Here is a 14,543-nt window from a genome sequence, read left to right as displayed (position 1 = left end):
CGGGGGCGACCGGCGCGCTTCAGTGGGTGTGCGCCGGTGCCGGGGCGTCGTGGCCGGCGTGGGCGGGTGTGCCGCCGTGTTCGTCGTGGTTCACCGGCTCGGCCGCCGTGGTGCCCTGGCCGACGGTCAGGGTGAACTCGGCTGTGCGGACCACTCCTTCGTGCTGGAAGTCGAGAAACAGCCGGTAGTCGCCCGCGCTGGGCGCGGTGACGTAGAAGGTGATGCCCGGTCCGGCCGGGGTGACACCGTCGCCGGGGTGGCCGTCCGGGTGCACGTGCAGGTAGGCGAGGTCGGCGGTGCGCAGCGCGACCAGGTGACCGTACGCCGCCAGGTAGGGCTCCAGATCGGTGACCGGCTTGCCGTCGCGGCGCACCGACAGCGTGACCTTCGAGGCCTGCCCGGCGGCGACGGTGCCGTCCAGCGTGACGGTGTAGCCGCCGACCGTGGTGGTGGTCGCCGCCGGCGGCAGCGGCTGTGGGTCGTAGTTGCCCGCGACCCGCAGATCCGCGCCGAGGGTCAGGTTCGCGCCGCCCTCCGGGATGAAATCGGCGAACACCCGATAGTCCCCCGCCCGGGTGAGATCCAGTGGGACGCTCCAGGTTCCGTCGCCGCCCAGGACCGGGTGCACGTGCTGGAAGGCGGCCATGTCGCGCCGGACCACGATGAGGTGCAGGTCCTTGTCGTGGCTGCGCTGGTAGCGGGTGACCGGCGCGCCGTCTCGGTTCAGGATGCGGAACCGCAACGGAACATTCGGCGCCGCCGTGGTGAGCGCGGTGTCGAGGCGCAGGGTGTATCCGTTCTCGGTGGCCATCATTCCTCCAGGTGCTTGATCGGACGGGGCAGCGGGCCCGTCCTCGTGCGCGGGTGCTTCAGGGGCGGGATCGGGACCGATCACCGCGCCGGTGGCGAGGGCAATGCCGAAGACGGCGGCCAGGCCGAGGGTGAAACCGGCGAACTTGGTGGTTGCGTTCATCGGATGCCTCTCTTTCTGCGACGGCCTCCGCCGTTCGTACATAGCTACCATACCCCCCTAGGGTACTCAGTCAAGAAGTTCTTCGGATCGATCGGAGTGCCCCTGGTCACAGCGGTTCCGCGGCCGGACGACAGCACGAAAAAGGCCACCGCCCTTGGGCGATGGCCTTTCGATGCCGTGCGGAGTTCAGCCGGCGTGCAGGTGGCGGGCGGTGGGGGAGGACTCGGTCGCGGCCGGGTCGGGGTGGGTGCCGAAGAGGCGGTCCGCGGTGCCGGACGTGGTGACGGTGAACCAGTAGTGCTCGTTCTTGTAATGGTGGTGGCGGTGATTGCGCCAGACCGCGCGGTAGAGCGAGCGCTTCGGCTTGTAGTCGGTATGGATGAGGTAGTGGGTCCATTCGTAGCCGAGGCCGAGGATCGTGATGGTGAGCAGGAAGGTCAGGCCGAGGCCGAGGCGGGGGAACGCGAAGACGCCCAGCGCGATCAGGACGACCACCAGCACCGACAGGCTCTTGGTCGGGATGAAGATCAGCGGGATGTCACGCGGATCCACATGGTGCTCACGGTGTTTGCGGGCCAGCTCGCTGTCGATCGCGATCGGTCCGAGTCGCCTTGGCCGCCAATGCAATACGGTGACGTGCACGATCCATTCGAAGACCGGGAACACCGCGAGCATCGCCGCGGGCACCAGTGCGTCGGTCAGTTGCCAGTCGCCCACCAGGATTCGGCCCGCCAGCGCCGCGATCAGCGTCAGGCCGATCAGCCACGGCGAGGGATGGCGGAGGAATTCGCGGAAGGCCGCGCCGAGCGTGAGCCCGCGACGCAGTGCGCGTTCGTCGTTTCGCACCCGGGCGCGGGCCGTCTGATCGACCGAATCCTGTTCGGAGGAAGGGGGTTTCGTCATCGTGATTCCTAGGTGAAACGTGATCAGTGTCCGCCGAGGACGCTCATCAGTGCGGTGGTCGCCGGTTCGAGCAACGCCCGGGCGGTATCGGCGGCCTCTTGGGGCCGGCCCGCCACGATGGCGGCGGTCAGTGCGCGATAGGCCTCGACATTGCCCACCTCGGCGGACATGATCGGGGCCAGCGCCACCAGCGCCGGTTCGTACGCGGCGCGCAGCATGTTGAACATCAGCCGGAACACGATCGAGTCGGCCGCGTCGACCACGTGATCCCAGAACTCCATCGCGTGCCGCTGCCGCGCCACCGGATCAGGTTCCGTGGCAAGCGCATCCACGCTGCCGGTCAGCGCCGCGCCGACCGCCGCGGCATCCACCGTGCCCGATCGGGCGGCGGCCAGTTCGGCCACCTTCGGCGCGTTGTGCAGCCGTGCCTCCAAGATGCTGCGCGCCACCGACGGATCCAACTCCCCGGCTTGCACCAGCAGCCGGGGCAAGACCTCCAGCCCTGCCCCGCGCCGGTAATCCAGCACGGTTGTCGCGTCTCCCTGTCGTACCGCGACCAACCCAGCCGCCGCCAGCCGCTGCAGCGCCTCGCGCACCGCGGGCCGGGAAACTCCGAGGGCCTCGGCCAACTGCCGCTCGCTGGGCAACGTCGCCCCCGGCGCCAGCTCTCCGCTCAACACGTCCGCCGCGATCTGCTCGAAGACATCTCCCGACACCGATCGCTTGACCACAGGTTGCAACGCCATGCCTCCACTCTGCGCCCGGATAGGTCAGGAGGTCAAGTGGTCAGACCAATTCGGTACCATGCTCCCTCGAGTCGGCGTGACCCAGATCACCGAAATTGGCATAGGCGCGGAGTGGGCACAGGTCCGTACGGTCGATTTCGGACTCGATCACCAAGGGGAGGCACAGATGGCGAGCATTTCGATACCGCAGCTCTGGGGCGGCGACCTGCCGGCGACATTGGATTTCTACCGCACGCTCGGCTACACGGTCACCCGCGAGATGACCCGCCCGTACACCTACGGCGAGGTGCGGCGCGACGGCTACGAGCTGCATTTCGGCCCGACGCCGAAAGACCTCAGCGCCGAACAGGCATACATCAGCTGCCTGGTCAAAGTGGACGAACTAGCCGACTGGCACGCGGAATTCAGCGCCGCCCTGCGCGCCCGCTACGGGCGGGTGCCCGCCCGCGGCCTACCCCGGATCACCCGATTCCGCCCGGGGCAAACCCGATTCACCGTCGTAGACCCGGTCGGCAACTCCGTCATCTACCTCCAGCACGACATCCCGAAACTGAAATACGGCGGCGCACAAGAACTCTCCGGCCTACCCAGGGCCATCGACAACGCCCGCAACTATCGCGAATTCAAGAACGACGACGAGGTCGCCACCCGCATCCTCGAAACCGCCCTACGCCGCCACGGACCGGCTGCGACTCACATCGACCGAGCCCGCGCCCTGTCCATACTCGCTGAAATAGCTTCCGCCGCAGGCAATTCCGACCGAGTCACCGAACTGATCGCCGAGATCGGCACCCTGCACCTCACCGCGGCAGACCGCACCGCGATCGCCGCAGAACTGCAAACAGTCACCGACCTGCACCACTGGCTCACAGATGAAGCCTGAGCACGCGCCACCACAACGGTCGTGACCGTAGGCCGGTCCGATCGCGGCCGTGTCCCGTTTGGCCGGCGGAAGCGCGATCGGGCCAGGTTCGCCAGGGGAGCAGCAGCGTGCTGGACAGTAGTGCGAGTGCGGCGCAGGCTATGGCGACGCGAACGCTGGTAACCGCGGCCAATACACCGCCGAGGGCGATGAAGGCCGGTTGGCAGGAGCGCCCGCTGATGGACCAGGCGAGGCCCACGCGCGACATGTACGCGTCGTCGGTCGCGCGCGTCCGGAACGTGGTGAACACCGGATTGAACACACCGGCGCTGAACAGCAGCGCGGTCTCGGCCGTGACGATGACGACCAGACCGACTACTCCCGGTCCGGCGAGCAGCAGGATGCCCATCCAACAGGTGCGCAGCACCCCGAAACCCAGCAGCACGGTGCCTTCCCCCAAGCGCGTCACCAGCCGGCTCGTCAGCAACGACCCGAGTATTCCGCCGAAGCAGGGAAGGCCGAGCGCCACCCCGTACTGCCACGGCGCGAGGTGCAGATCACGCAGCATGAGGATCGCCAGCAGCGGGCTGCTGAGCCGGATCGCACCCCCGAACACCATCGCGTTCCAGAACAGGGCGTGCAGTGTGGGGTGCCGGAAAATGTAAGCCCAGCCGGCGCGGATGTCGCCGAGCCAGTGGCGCTCGGCCCGCGCGACCGGTGGCGGCGGCTCGGGTCGCCGCAGCGAACGAATCCCCCACGCGGACAACAGGAAACTGAACGCATCGAGCAGCACGGTGATGCCCGCCCCGAACGCCCCGATCAGGACACCGCCGATCGGGGCGCCCAGACCGGAGACCGTCCAGGTCGTCGTCTCGAAACGGCTGTTCGCGGCGGTCAGCATCGGTGTGGGCACAAGCGCTTTGAGGTGGGCCCCGCCGGCGGCGCTGAACACCATCGCGCACAGCACCTCGGCCGTCGCCACCACACACAGCTGCCCATAACTGAGCACCCCGAACGCCATCGCCGCCGGAACGGACGCGAGGGTCGCGAAGGCCAGCAGGTCCGCCCCGATCATCACCGGCCGTTTACGGCGGAACTCGACAAACGGCCCGAGCGGCAGTGCGATAGCCGCGCTGACCACGCCGGCGAGCGCCGCGAGCAGCGACACGCGAAAGTCGGAGACCCCCAGCACGATGATCGCGATCAGCGGCAACGCACCTGTGCTGAGCGAACTTCCGAGCTGACTCACCGTGAACGCGCCCCACAGCCGGTGAAAATCGCTGGGCAGCTTCGTTTCCGAGGCGATCGCGGTCCGTGCGATCACGGGTCAGCTCGGGTCGGAGCCGCGGATGGCGGACAGCCACAGGGCGGTGGCGGCGGCTATGGAGGTGGCGGCGAGGAAGGGGATGAGGGCACCGCCGTCGACGTAGATCCACAGGAGGGCGGCGAAGGGGGCGGCGACGGTGGATTGGGCGTCGAGGAGGAGGCGGCGGCGCAGCCGGGTCGCGGTGGTCGTGAGGGTGGGGGCGTGCGGGTCGGGCAGGGATGGGTTGTCGATCAGGCGGCCGGGTGGTTCGGTGGTGCGGATGCGGCCGACGGGGTAGAGGCGGTGCCCGGCGACGTGGATGGTTCGGTCGGTGAGGTCGGCCCGGGACTCGGTCAAGGTCATCAATGCCGGGTCGAAATAGACCGGGAGCCAACGGGGGCGGCCGGTTTCGCCGATCTCCAGCCAGGAGCGGCTGACCAGCCGGTGCTGTTGGCGGACGCGAGAAACACCCACGGTGCGTGCGGTTCCCGAAGGCCAGAAGGCGAGTAGTCCACGCGCGACAGTGATTCGATAGGCCGAGTATCCGATGATCCCCAACGCTACCGTGGTCAACCCCGCCACCTGGTCCAGATCGCCGAACGGCGCCCAGGCGAGGCATATCGCCAGGGCGCCGATCGTCACGCTGATCGGATAGGCCAGGGGGTGGCCCGATCCGAAACTCATTTCAGGAAGCCAACTTTCGTGTAGTCGGCGGAGGCGAGACCGAACGCGCCGTAGTTGGCGAGGTTGTCGCGGACGGCGTAGGTGCCCGACGCCTGCTGCAACGGCACGGAATATCCCTCGGCCCAGATCATCTGGTCGCACTTGTTGGCGAGTTCGATGGCCTTCTGCGGATCCAGCTCCGCGACGGTCTGCTCGATCAGCGCGTTCAGCTCCGGAGACCCGATCCGAGCCTTGTTGCTCTGCAGATTGTTCGGATCGTAGGCATAGATTTGCGGCAGCGCGCCGAGCGGGAGAACGCTACCGACCCAGCTGAACTGGGCGATGTCGAAGTTGCCCGGATCGATGACGTTCTTGAACAGACCGGAGCCGGGCACCGTCTGGATGGTCAGCTTCACGCCGACCTTCGCCAGATTCTGCTGCACGATCTGCGCGGTCTGCACCCACAGGTCCTGCTGGTACATCACATCCCGGAGTTCGAGCTTGCGCCCATCTTTCTCGCGCACATCGCCATTGAGCTTCCAGCCGAGTTCGTCCAGCATCCGGGCGGCCGCGTCCGGGTCGTAGGCGATCGGCGCGGCGTTGTCCTGGTAGCCCTTCTGGCCCGCCATGTAGATGTGATTGTTGAGCGGCTTCGGGTTGTCGACCACGCCGTTCTGCGCGGCCGTGACCAGACCCTGCCGGTCGATCGCCTTCGAGATGGCGATGCGCAGCTTCGGGTCCTCGAGCAGCGCGCCGGGCGCACCGTTGAAGGTCAGATGCGACCAACTCGGCTCCGGGGTGCGCCGGATGACGACGTTCTTGGCATTGCGCGCGGCGGTGACGTTCTCGATGCCGGACATGTACGCGTAGTCGAGTTCGTTGTTCTGCACCGCGGGCAGCGTCGCCGTGCTATCCAGCACGCTGAAGGTGATCCGGTCCAGCTTCGGCGTCGGACCCCACCACTTCGGATTGCGCCCGAGGGTGATCCGGTTCTGGCTGCGGTCGATCTCGGTGACCACGAACGGGCCCGCACTGACCACCGGCCCGTTCCGGTCGCGATCGTTGAAAGCCTCCGGGGTGCCGGTGGTTTCCTTCGGATAGAGGTTGCCGAACTGCCCCTTCCATTCCGCGTAGGGCTTGTTGAACGTGACGATCGCCTGACGATCGTCGACCCCGCGTTCGACCTTCTCCACCCGCTCGAAACCGCTGGTGGCCGCGATGAGGAACCGGTTGTCCCGGCCACTCAGCGCGGCCGCCTGCGAGCGCAGATCCGCCCAGGTGATCGGCGAACCGTCGGACCACACGGCCTTCGGATTGATCGTGTAGGTCACCTGCTGCGGGCTTGTCCCGGTCAGCTGCACATCGGTGAAGAAGTTGTGATCCACGGTCAGTTCACCCGCGGCGTCACTGACGAACGGCGTCGGCATCGTCGGCGCCGCGATCGCCGCTCCGTCTTCGGTGCCCCCGTCGACGTGCAGGCTGTTGAAGGTCTCCGGGAACGAGGACAGCGACAGCCGCAGATTGCCCCCGTCGCGCAGCTCGCTCGGATCCTTCGGGTTGATGTCGTTCGTCGTGCCGATATTGCTCGTGCCCGGCGTGACGCCGCCGTTGTCGGCACAGCCGGACACGATGAGCCCGATGGCGACGCACGGAATCGCGACCCGTGCGCCCAGAGAGCGAATCCTCATTCGGGGACCTTCCTGTTCATGGAGCGATCGGCGACGTCTATTTCAGGAAGCCGATTTTGGTGTAGTCGTAGGTCGCCAGGCCGGCCGCGCCGAAGTTCGCCAGGTTGTCGCGGACCGCGATATTGCCCGGGGACTGTGTGAGCGGCAGCGAGTGTCCTTCCTCGAAGATCTTTCGGTCGACCTGGTTGGCCAGCTCGATGGCCTTCTTCGGGTCCAGCTCCGACACCGTCTGCTCGATCAGGTCGTTGAGCTCGGGCGAGCCGATCCGGCCGTAGTTGCCCTGCACGTCAGCGGGGTTGTAGCCCCAAATCTGGGAGAGGCTGCTGAGCGGGAACGGGTCGCCCACCCAACTCCACTGCCCGACATCGAAGTTGCCCGGAATGATCCCATCGCTGAAGAAGCCGGCGCCCGGCTTGGTCTCGATGTTCAGCTTGACGCCGACCTGCGCGAGATTCTGCTGGATGATCTGGGCGATCTGGACCCAGACGTCCTGGTTGTACATGACATCGCGGATTTCCAGCTTGCGGCCGTCCTTTTCGCGGACGTCTCCGTTGAGCTTCCATCCGAGATCGTCCAATTCCTTGGCGGCTGCGGTCGGATCGAAGGGCAAGTTGTTCTCCTGGTAGCCCTCCTGGCCCCGCATGTAGACGTGATTATTCAGCGGTTTCGGATTCTCTACCAAGCCGTTCTGCGTGGCGGTCGCGATGGCCTGCCGGTCGATGGCCTTCGAAATCGCTACGCGCAGTTTGGCGTCAGCGAGAATGGAGCCCGGGGCACCGTTGAAGGTCAGGTGTGACCATTGGTTGCCCGGGGCCCGGCGCAGCACAATGCCCGCGGTGTTCTGCGCGGTCTTCAGCTCATCCCGGCTGGCGATACCGACGGCGTCGATCTCGTTGTTCTGCAGAGCAGGCAGTTGAGCCGAGTTGTCGAGGGCGCTGAAGGTGATCGTGTCGAGCTTCGGCTTGTCGCCCCACCACTTCGGATTGTGGCCGAGCACCACACGGTTCTGTGCCCGGTCGATGGACTGAACCATGAACGGTCCCGCACTCGGCCCGGGGTCCTGGAGCAGGCTCTTGTTGAAGGCATCCGGTGTCGAGGTCACCGATTTGGGGAAGAAGAACGTCGTGCCCGCGAATTGTCCCCGCCAGTCGGCGTAATGCTTCGCGAAGGTGATAACCGCTTGTTTGTCGTCTACACCGCGTTCGACCTTCTCCACACGGTCGAAGCCAGCAGTAGCGGCGATCAGGAACGACTTGTCGACGCCGCTCATCGCATGCGCTTGCGACTGGATATCCTCCCAGGTGATCGGCGTGCCGTCGGACCAGACCGCCTTGGGATTGATGGTGTAGGTGACCACCTGTTTCGGTTCAGTGCTGGTCAGCTGGATATCGGTGAAGTAGTCGGTGTTGACCGAAAGATTGGCCGCCGCATCGGTTTTGAATGCGCGCGGCATGGTCGGCCGCAAGAGGGCGGCGGTATCGGCATCGTTTCCGTCGTTCGTCAGCCCATTCCAGTTCTGGGGCAGCGCGCCGAGCGACAGGCGAAGGTTCCCTCCGTCCCGAAGTTCACTGACATCCTTTGGATTGATGTCGTTGGTGGTGCCGAGCGAATCGGTGGAACCCGCAGGCGCACTGGTGTCATCGGAGCTACACCCTGCGGCGACCAATCCGATGGCGACCAGCGGAATCGCCAATCTCGTTGTCCATGAACGAACCCGCATGTTTCGCTCCTTCCCGCAGAATGCTGCGTAGTTACTTGACGAACCCGATTTTGGTGTAGTCGTAGGAGGCGAGCCCCGGTGACCCGAAGTTGGCGATGTCGGAGCGTACGCCCCAGTTCCCTTCGGACTGGGTCAATGGGAGGGAGTGACCCTCCTCGAACACCTTTCGGTCCACCTCGTTGGCCAGGTCGATCGCCTTCTTCGGGTCCAGTTCGGACAGGGTTCGGTCGATGAGGGTGTTGAGTTCGGGGGAGCCGATGTGGCCGAAGTTGTTCTGCCAGTCGCCGGGGTGGTAGCCGTAGGTCTGGGGGATGCTGCTGAGCGGGAAAGCGTCGCCGACGTAGACGAATTGGGCGGCGTCGAAGTCGCCGGGGTTGATCACGTCGGTGAAGAAGTTCGCGCCGGGCTTGGTGTCGACCAGCAGTTTGACGCCGATCCGGGCGAGGTTCTGCTGGATGATCTGGGCGATCTGCACCCAGGTGTCGTCCTTGTACATCACGTCGCGGATGACCAGTTTGCGGCCGTCCTTCTCCCTGGTGTCGCCGTTGAGTTTCCAGCCGAGGGCGTCGAGTTCCTTCGCGGCGGCGTCGGGGTCGAAGCCGAGGCTGTTGTTCTGGTAGCCGGCCTGCCCTTCCAGGAAGACGTGGCTGTTCAGCGGTTTCGGGTTCTCGACGAGTCCGTTCTGCACCGCGGTGGCGATACCCTGACGGTCGATCGCCTTCGAGATCGCCACGCGCACACCGGAATCCTCGAGAATGGAACCGGGCGCGCCGTTGAAGGTGATGTGCCGCCAGCGATTACCGGGCGCCCGCCGCACGACCACGCCGGATGACTTCCGCACGGTGGTCGCGTCGTCGAGGTTGGTGAGCAGCACGGCGTCGAGTTCGTTGTTCTGCAGGCCGCCGACCCAGGAGTTGCGGTCGAGCACGGTCCAGGTGATGGTGTCCAGCTTCGGCTTGGCGCCCCACCAGTTCGGGTTGCGGCCCAACACGATTCGGCCCTTGCCGCGGTCGGCGGACTGGATGAGGAACGGGCCCGCGGTCGGGCTCATCTCGTCGACCAGGCTCTTGTTGAACGCCTCGGGGTCGCTGGTCACCGACTTGGGGAACAGCGACAGATTGCCGGCGAACTGCCCGCGCCATTCGGCGAACGGCTGTTTGAACGTGATGACGGCCTGGTGGTCGTCGATGCCGCGCTCGACCTTCTCCACCCGGTCGAAGCCGACGGTGATGGCGATCAGGAAGCGTTTGTCGGTGCCATCCAGGGCCTTGGCCTGGGATCGGATGTCCTCCCAGGTGATCGGCTTGCCGTCGGACCACACGGCTTTCGGGTTGATCGTGTAGGTGACCTGCTGCGGGCTGGTGCTGGTCAGCGCGACATCGGTGAAGTAGTCGTGGTTGACCGTGAGCTCGCCGGCCGCGTTGGTGTCGAACGCGCGCGGCATCAGCGGGCGTTCGATGTCGGCGATCTCGGCGTCGTTGCCGTCGACCGAGAGCGTGTTCCAGTTCGCCGGGTACGCGGTGGTGGCCAGCCGCAGGTTGCCGCCCTCGCGCAGTTCGTCGACGCCCTTGGGGTTGATGTCGCTGCCGCTGCCGATCGCGCTGGACACCCCGGCGGCCGAGCCGTCGTCGCCCGATCCGCAGCCGGCCGCGACCAGGCCTAGCGCGACCACCGGTATCGCCCAGCGCAGGGCCGAGATTCGGCGTGCTCGGATCGGCATCGCAATCTCCTTACTATCGGCTGACGGCAGGCACCGGCACCGCGTCGATCAGATCGCGCGTGTACTCGTGCCGCGGATCGGCGAAAATCTGTTCCGCCGGACCGGATTCGACGATCTTGCCGCGCAACATGACCGCGATGTCGTGCGCCAGGTTGCGCACCACGGACAGGTCGTGCGAGACGAACAGATAGGACAGCCCGCGCTCGATCTGCAAGTCGCGCAACAGGTTCAGCACGCCGGCCTGAATGGAGACGTCCAGCGAGGACACCGGCTCGTCGAGCACCAGGATTTCCGGATCCAGGGCCAGCGCGCGGGCGATGCTGATGCGCTGCTTCTGCCCGCCGGAGAAGTCGGCGGGATAGCGTTCGGCGTGATCGCGGCGCAGGCCGACCTGTTCGAGCAGCTCCGGCACCCGGCGCCCGATCTCCTCGCGCGAGCGGCCGTCGATGCGCATCGGCTCGGCCAGCGCGTCGAAGATCGGCAGGCGCGGATCGAGCGAGGCGGTCGGATCCTGGAAGACGATCTGCATCTTCCGGCGGATCTCCCGCTTCTGCGCCTTCGTCAGGGTCGCGACGTCGCTGCCCATGATCTCGATGGTGCCCGATTCCGGGCGGACCAGGTCGAGAATCTGGCTGAGCGTGGTCGATTTCCCGGAACCGGACTCGCCGACCAGGGCCAGCGTTCGGCCCGCGCGCACCTCGAAGCTGATGCCGTCGACCGCGCGGATCTCGCCCTTGCGGCGCTTGAACAGGATGCCCGCGGTGATCGGAAACGTCTTCACCAGGTCCGAAACCCGCAGCACCACTTGGTCGCTGACCTCGGCCTCGACCCGGGGCTCGGTGATCTCCTGCCGATAGGCCTCGAACAGGTCGTCGATGCCGACCTCGGCGGTGCGGATGCAGGCGGCCGAGTGACCGGGGTTGGTCTTCTCCAACGGCGGTTCGGCGACCCGGCATTCGTCGATCGCGATCGGGCAGCGCGGCGCGAACGAGCAGCCGGGCGGCAGCGCGTGCATGGCGGGCGGCGCGCCGACGATCGGAATCAGCGGCTGCCGGGGCGGGCGGTCCATCCGCGGGATGGAGCCGAGCAGGCCCACCGTGTACGGCATCCGCGGCGCGGCGAAAAGCTCGGTGGTGGTGGCCGTTTCGACGATCTTGCCGGCGTACATCACCGCGACCCGGTCGGCCAGCGTGGCCGCGATGCCCATGTCGTGGGTGATCATGATGACGCCCGCGCCGGTGATATCGCGCGCCTTGCGCAGCAGATTCAGGATCTGCTTCTGCACGGTGACGTCGAGCGCGGTGGTCGGCTCGTCGCAGATGATCAGCGCGGGATCGTTGGCGATGGCCATGGCGATGACCACCCGCTGGCGCATGCCGCCGGAGAACTCGTGCGGAAAAGCCTTGGCGCGCACCGCCGGTTCCGGGATGCCGACCAGGTCGAGCAGCTCGATCGCGCGCGCCGCCGCCTCGGACTTGCCCATCTTGCCGTGCGCGAGCAGGGCTTCGGCGATCTGCTCGCCGACCCGGTACACCGGGGTCAGCGCCGAGAGCGGGTCCTGGAACACCATGCTGATGGAACTGCCACGCAGCCTGGACAATTCGCGATCGCCGAGGCCGAGCAGCTCGCGCCCGCGCAACCGGATCGAGCCGCCGATACGGGCCTGCTCGGGCAGCAGGCCGATCACCGCGAGCGAGGACACCGATTTGCCGGAGCCGGATTCGCCGACGATGGCCAGCACTTCGCCGTCGGAGACGGTGTAGTTGACCCCGCGCACCGCCTCCACGCGTCCCTCCTCGCTGGGAAAGGACACGCGAAGGTCGGTGACCTCCAGCAGCGGTGCGGTGAAATTCTTCTCGACCACGACCTTCTCGGTGGGGTCAGCGCCCGTCATACCTTTGCCTTCTTCTTCGAGCGCGCCCGCTTGGCGCCGGGGTCGAACGCGTCACGCAGTCCGTCACCGACCAGGTTGGCGCACAACACGATGGTGATCAGCAGGCCACCGGCGAACAGGAACAGCCACGGATAGGTCAGCGCCGACTTGGTGCCGGACGCGATCAGCGAGCCGAGCGAGACGTCCGGCGGCTGCACGCCGAAACCGAGGAAGCTGAGCCCGGTTTCGGCCATGATCGCCGCGCCGACCGCCAGCGTGGTGTCGATGATCAGGATCGACGCGATGTTCGGCAGGATGTGGCTGACGATCACGGTGCGGGTCGGCGCGCCCATATACCGTGCGGCCCGGACGAATTCGCGGTCGCGCAGGCTGAGCGTCAGGCCGCGCACGATGCGCGCGCTGATCATCCAGCCGAACACGCTGAGCAGCAGGATGAGCAGCAGGATCGACCCGCTGCCCTTGGTCCGCGGCGCGAACAGCGCGACGATGATGAAGCTCGGCACCACCAGCAGCAGGTCGACCAGCCACATGATCGCGCGGTCGGTCCAGCCGCCGAGCAGGCCGGCGGTCGCGCCCGCCGTCGCGGCGATGGTGGTCGAGATCAGCGCGACGCACAGGCCGATCAGCAGGGACTTCTGCATGCCGCGCAGGGTTTGCGCCAGCACGTCCTGCCCGATCTGCGTGGTGCCGAACGGGTGCTTACCGCTGGGCGGCTTCAGCAGGGCGGTGTAGTCGAGCTGCTGGTAGTCGTACTTCAGCAGCGGCGGCAGCGCGAAGCTGAGGACGAACAGCAGGATCAGGATGACCGCCCCGATCACCGCGGGCTTATTGCGCAGGAAGCGGCGCAGGACCAGTTTGCTGCGCCCGGCCGCGGCGGCCTCGGGGGCGCCTTGGACGATGATTTCCGCTTCGGTCACGACCGCACCTCGCTGGCGCTCGGCTCCGTCGCGACCGACGGTGCTGTGCTTATGGTTCGCTCGCTGCGCCTCACCGGACACGCACCCGAGGATCGAGAATCGCCAGCACCACGTCGGAGAGCAGGCCCGACACCAGCACCACCAGCCCGGCGAACGCGGTCACCGTGACCACCACGTACAGGTCCTGGGCGTTGATCGAATCGACCAGCCACTCACCGACGCCGTGCCAGCCGAAGATCTTCTCGGTGAACGTCGCGCCGGTGATCAGGCCGAGCAGGCTGTAGGCGAACAGCGTGGCCATCGGGATCAGCGCGGTGCGCAGGCCGTGCTTGTACAACGCCTTGCTGCGGGTCAGGCCCTTGGCGCGGGCGGTGCGAATGAAATCGCTCTGCAACACGTCGAGCATGGCGTTGCGCTGATAGCGGCTGTAGCCCGCCATGCCGCCCAGGGCGAGACCGGCCGTCGGCAGCACCAGGTGCTGGAGCCGATCGAGCAGCTGCGGAAAGAATCCGTCGATCCGGTTCGCCGAAGTCTCCCCGGTGTAGAGGAAGATCTGCGAGCCGGTGAGCGAATTGATTTCCAGCGCACCATATTTCAAGAGTGTCGCCAGAAGGAACACTGGCGTACTCAGCACGAGTAGCGAGATGATGGTGGTGAAGTAGTCGCTGAATTTGTACTGCCGGATCGCACCGGCGGCGCCGATCAGGACACCGAGCACGGTGCCGACCAATGATCCGATGATCAGCAGGCGCAAACTCACCGCCACCCGGCGCGGCAGTTCCTGGCTTACCGGCTGCCCGGCCAGGGTTTTACCGAAATCGCCTTGCGGTATCCCCTTCAGCCAGGTGATATAGCGCTGCGGGATCGGGTCGTTGAGGTGTAATTCCTCGGCCTTGGCATCGATCACCGCCTGCGGCGGGCGCGGATTGCGCTGTTCCAGGCTGTCCAGCGGGCGGAACGTCAGCGACGCCAAGCTGAAGGTCAGGAACGACGCGAGCAGCAACAGCACGACATAGTGAAGCGCGCGTCGTAGCAGGAAGCCGGTCATCAGTCCTCGTGGTCTTTCGGCTGGACGGACCAGCGTCGAGTATTAGCCCCTGATCATAAGGACGATGACCCGGACGCGCGTGGCACGCGGGGCCGGGCATGTC

At 66.5% G+C, this 14,543-nt stretch carries 12 protein-coding genes; 1 reads left to right on the top strand and 11 read right to left on the bottom strand.

All coding sequences use genetic code 11. The features are described from left to right. Window positions 1–19: 19 nt before the first annotated feature. From ACFYO1_RS41375 to ACFYO1_RS41365, 3 genes are all read right to left on the bottom strand, one after another. On the bottom strand, window positions 20–973 hold the full coding sequence (locus ACFYO1_RS41375; protein WP_387244347.1) for a hypothetical protein: 954 nt from the start codon (window positions 971–973) through the stop codon (window positions 20–22). A gap of 186 nt (window positions 974–1,159) precedes the next feature. Continuing rightward, window positions 1,160–1,876 (bottom strand): sterol desaturase family protein, encoded by a 717-nt coding sequence (locus ACFYO1_RS41370; protein WP_387244344.1) that lies wholly within the window; start codon window positions 1,874–1,876, stop codon window positions 1,160–1,162. 23 nt (window positions 1,877–1,899) lie between these two features. Beyond that, complete coding sequence (locus ACFYO1_RS41365; RefSeq protein ID WP_387244341.1) at window positions 1,900–2,622, bottom strand: FadR/GntR family transcriptional regulator; 723 nt, start codon at window positions 2,620–2,622, stop codon at window positions 1,900–1,902. 166 nt (window positions 2,623–2,788) lie between these two features. On the opposite strand from ACFYO1_RS41365, the gene ACFYO1_RS41360 reads away from it, so the two are divergent. Beyond that, window positions 2,789–3,505, top strand: coding sequence for a glyoxalase (locus tag ACFYO1_RS41360; protein ID WP_387244338.1), 717 nt, complete (start codon window positions 2,789–2,791; stop codon window positions 3,503–3,505). Here ACFYO1_RS41360 and ACFYO1_RS41355 read toward each other — a convergent pair. The 8 genes from ACFYO1_RS41355 to ACFYO1_RS41320 form a co-directional block, all read right to left on the bottom strand. Next, window positions 3,489–4,808 (bottom strand): MFS transporter, encoded by a 1,320-nt coding sequence (locus ACFYO1_RS41355; protein WP_387244335.1) that lies wholly within the window; start codon window positions 4,806–4,808, stop codon window positions 3,489–3,491. The two genes, ACFYO1_RS41360 and ACFYO1_RS41355, sit on opposite strands and share 17 nt — an antisense overlap. Window positions 4,809–4,811: 3 nt before the next feature. After that, window positions 4,812–5,474: a hypothetical protein gene (locus ACFYO1_RS41350; protein ID WP_387244332.1), complete on the bottom strand. Its 663-nt coding sequence runs from the start codon at window positions 5,472–5,474 to the stop codon at window positions 4,812–4,814. Then, window positions 5,471–7,141 (bottom strand): ABC transporter family substrate-binding protein, encoded by a 1,671-nt coding sequence (locus ACFYO1_RS41345; RefSeq protein WP_387244329.1) that lies wholly within the window; start codon window positions 7,139–7,141, stop codon window positions 5,471–5,473. Before ACFYO1_RS41345 ends, ACFYO1_RS41350 begins: the two co-directional genes overlap by 4 nt. 37 nt (window positions 7,142–7,178) lie before the next feature. Beyond that, window positions 7,179–8,861 carry an ABC transporter family substrate-binding protein gene (locus ACFYO1_RS41340; RefSeq protein ID WP_387244326.1) on the bottom strand — a complete coding sequence of 561 codons (1,683 nt, stop codon included), beginning with the start codon at window positions 8,859–8,861 and terminating at the stop codon, window positions 7,179–7,181. Window positions 8,862–8,892: 31 nt separating this feature from the next. Next, on the bottom strand, window positions 8,893–10,581 hold the full coding sequence (locus ACFYO1_RS41335; protein WP_387244323.1) for an ABC transporter family substrate-binding protein: 1,689 nt from the start codon (window positions 10,579–10,581) through the stop codon (window positions 8,893–8,895). A 13-nt stretch (window positions 10,582–10,594) separates the two neighbouring features. Beyond that, a complete protein-coding gene (locus ACFYO1_RS41330) occupies window positions 10,595–12,475 on the bottom strand; it encodes an ABC transporter ATP-binding protein (RefSeq protein WP_387244320.1) in 1,881 nt (626 codons plus the stop codon). Beyond that, complete coding sequence (locus ACFYO1_RS41325) at window positions 12,472–13,392, bottom strand: ABC transporter permease (protein WP_387244317.1); 921 nt, start codon at window positions 13,390–13,392, stop codon at window positions 12,472–12,474. The genes ACFYO1_RS41330 and ACFYO1_RS41325 overlap by 4 nt, the downstream gene beginning before the upstream one ends. A 70-nt stretch (window positions 13,393–13,462) precedes the next feature. After that, window positions 13,463–14,440, bottom strand: a complete 978-nt coding sequence (locus ACFYO1_RS41320) for an ABC transporter permease (RefSeq protein ID WP_150400575.1) — start codon at window positions 14,438–14,440, stop codon at window positions 13,463–13,465. Window positions 14,441–14,543 lie beyond the last annotated feature (103 nt).

The sequence above is a fragment of the Nocardia sp. NPDC006044 genome, from assembly GCF_042871115.1.
Lineage (GTDB): Bacteria > Actinomycetota > Actinomycetes > Mycobacteriales > Mycobacteriaceae > Nocardia.
Note: the sequence above shows the minus strand (reverse complement) of the source record. Positions and strands in the feature narration are given on the sequence as shown.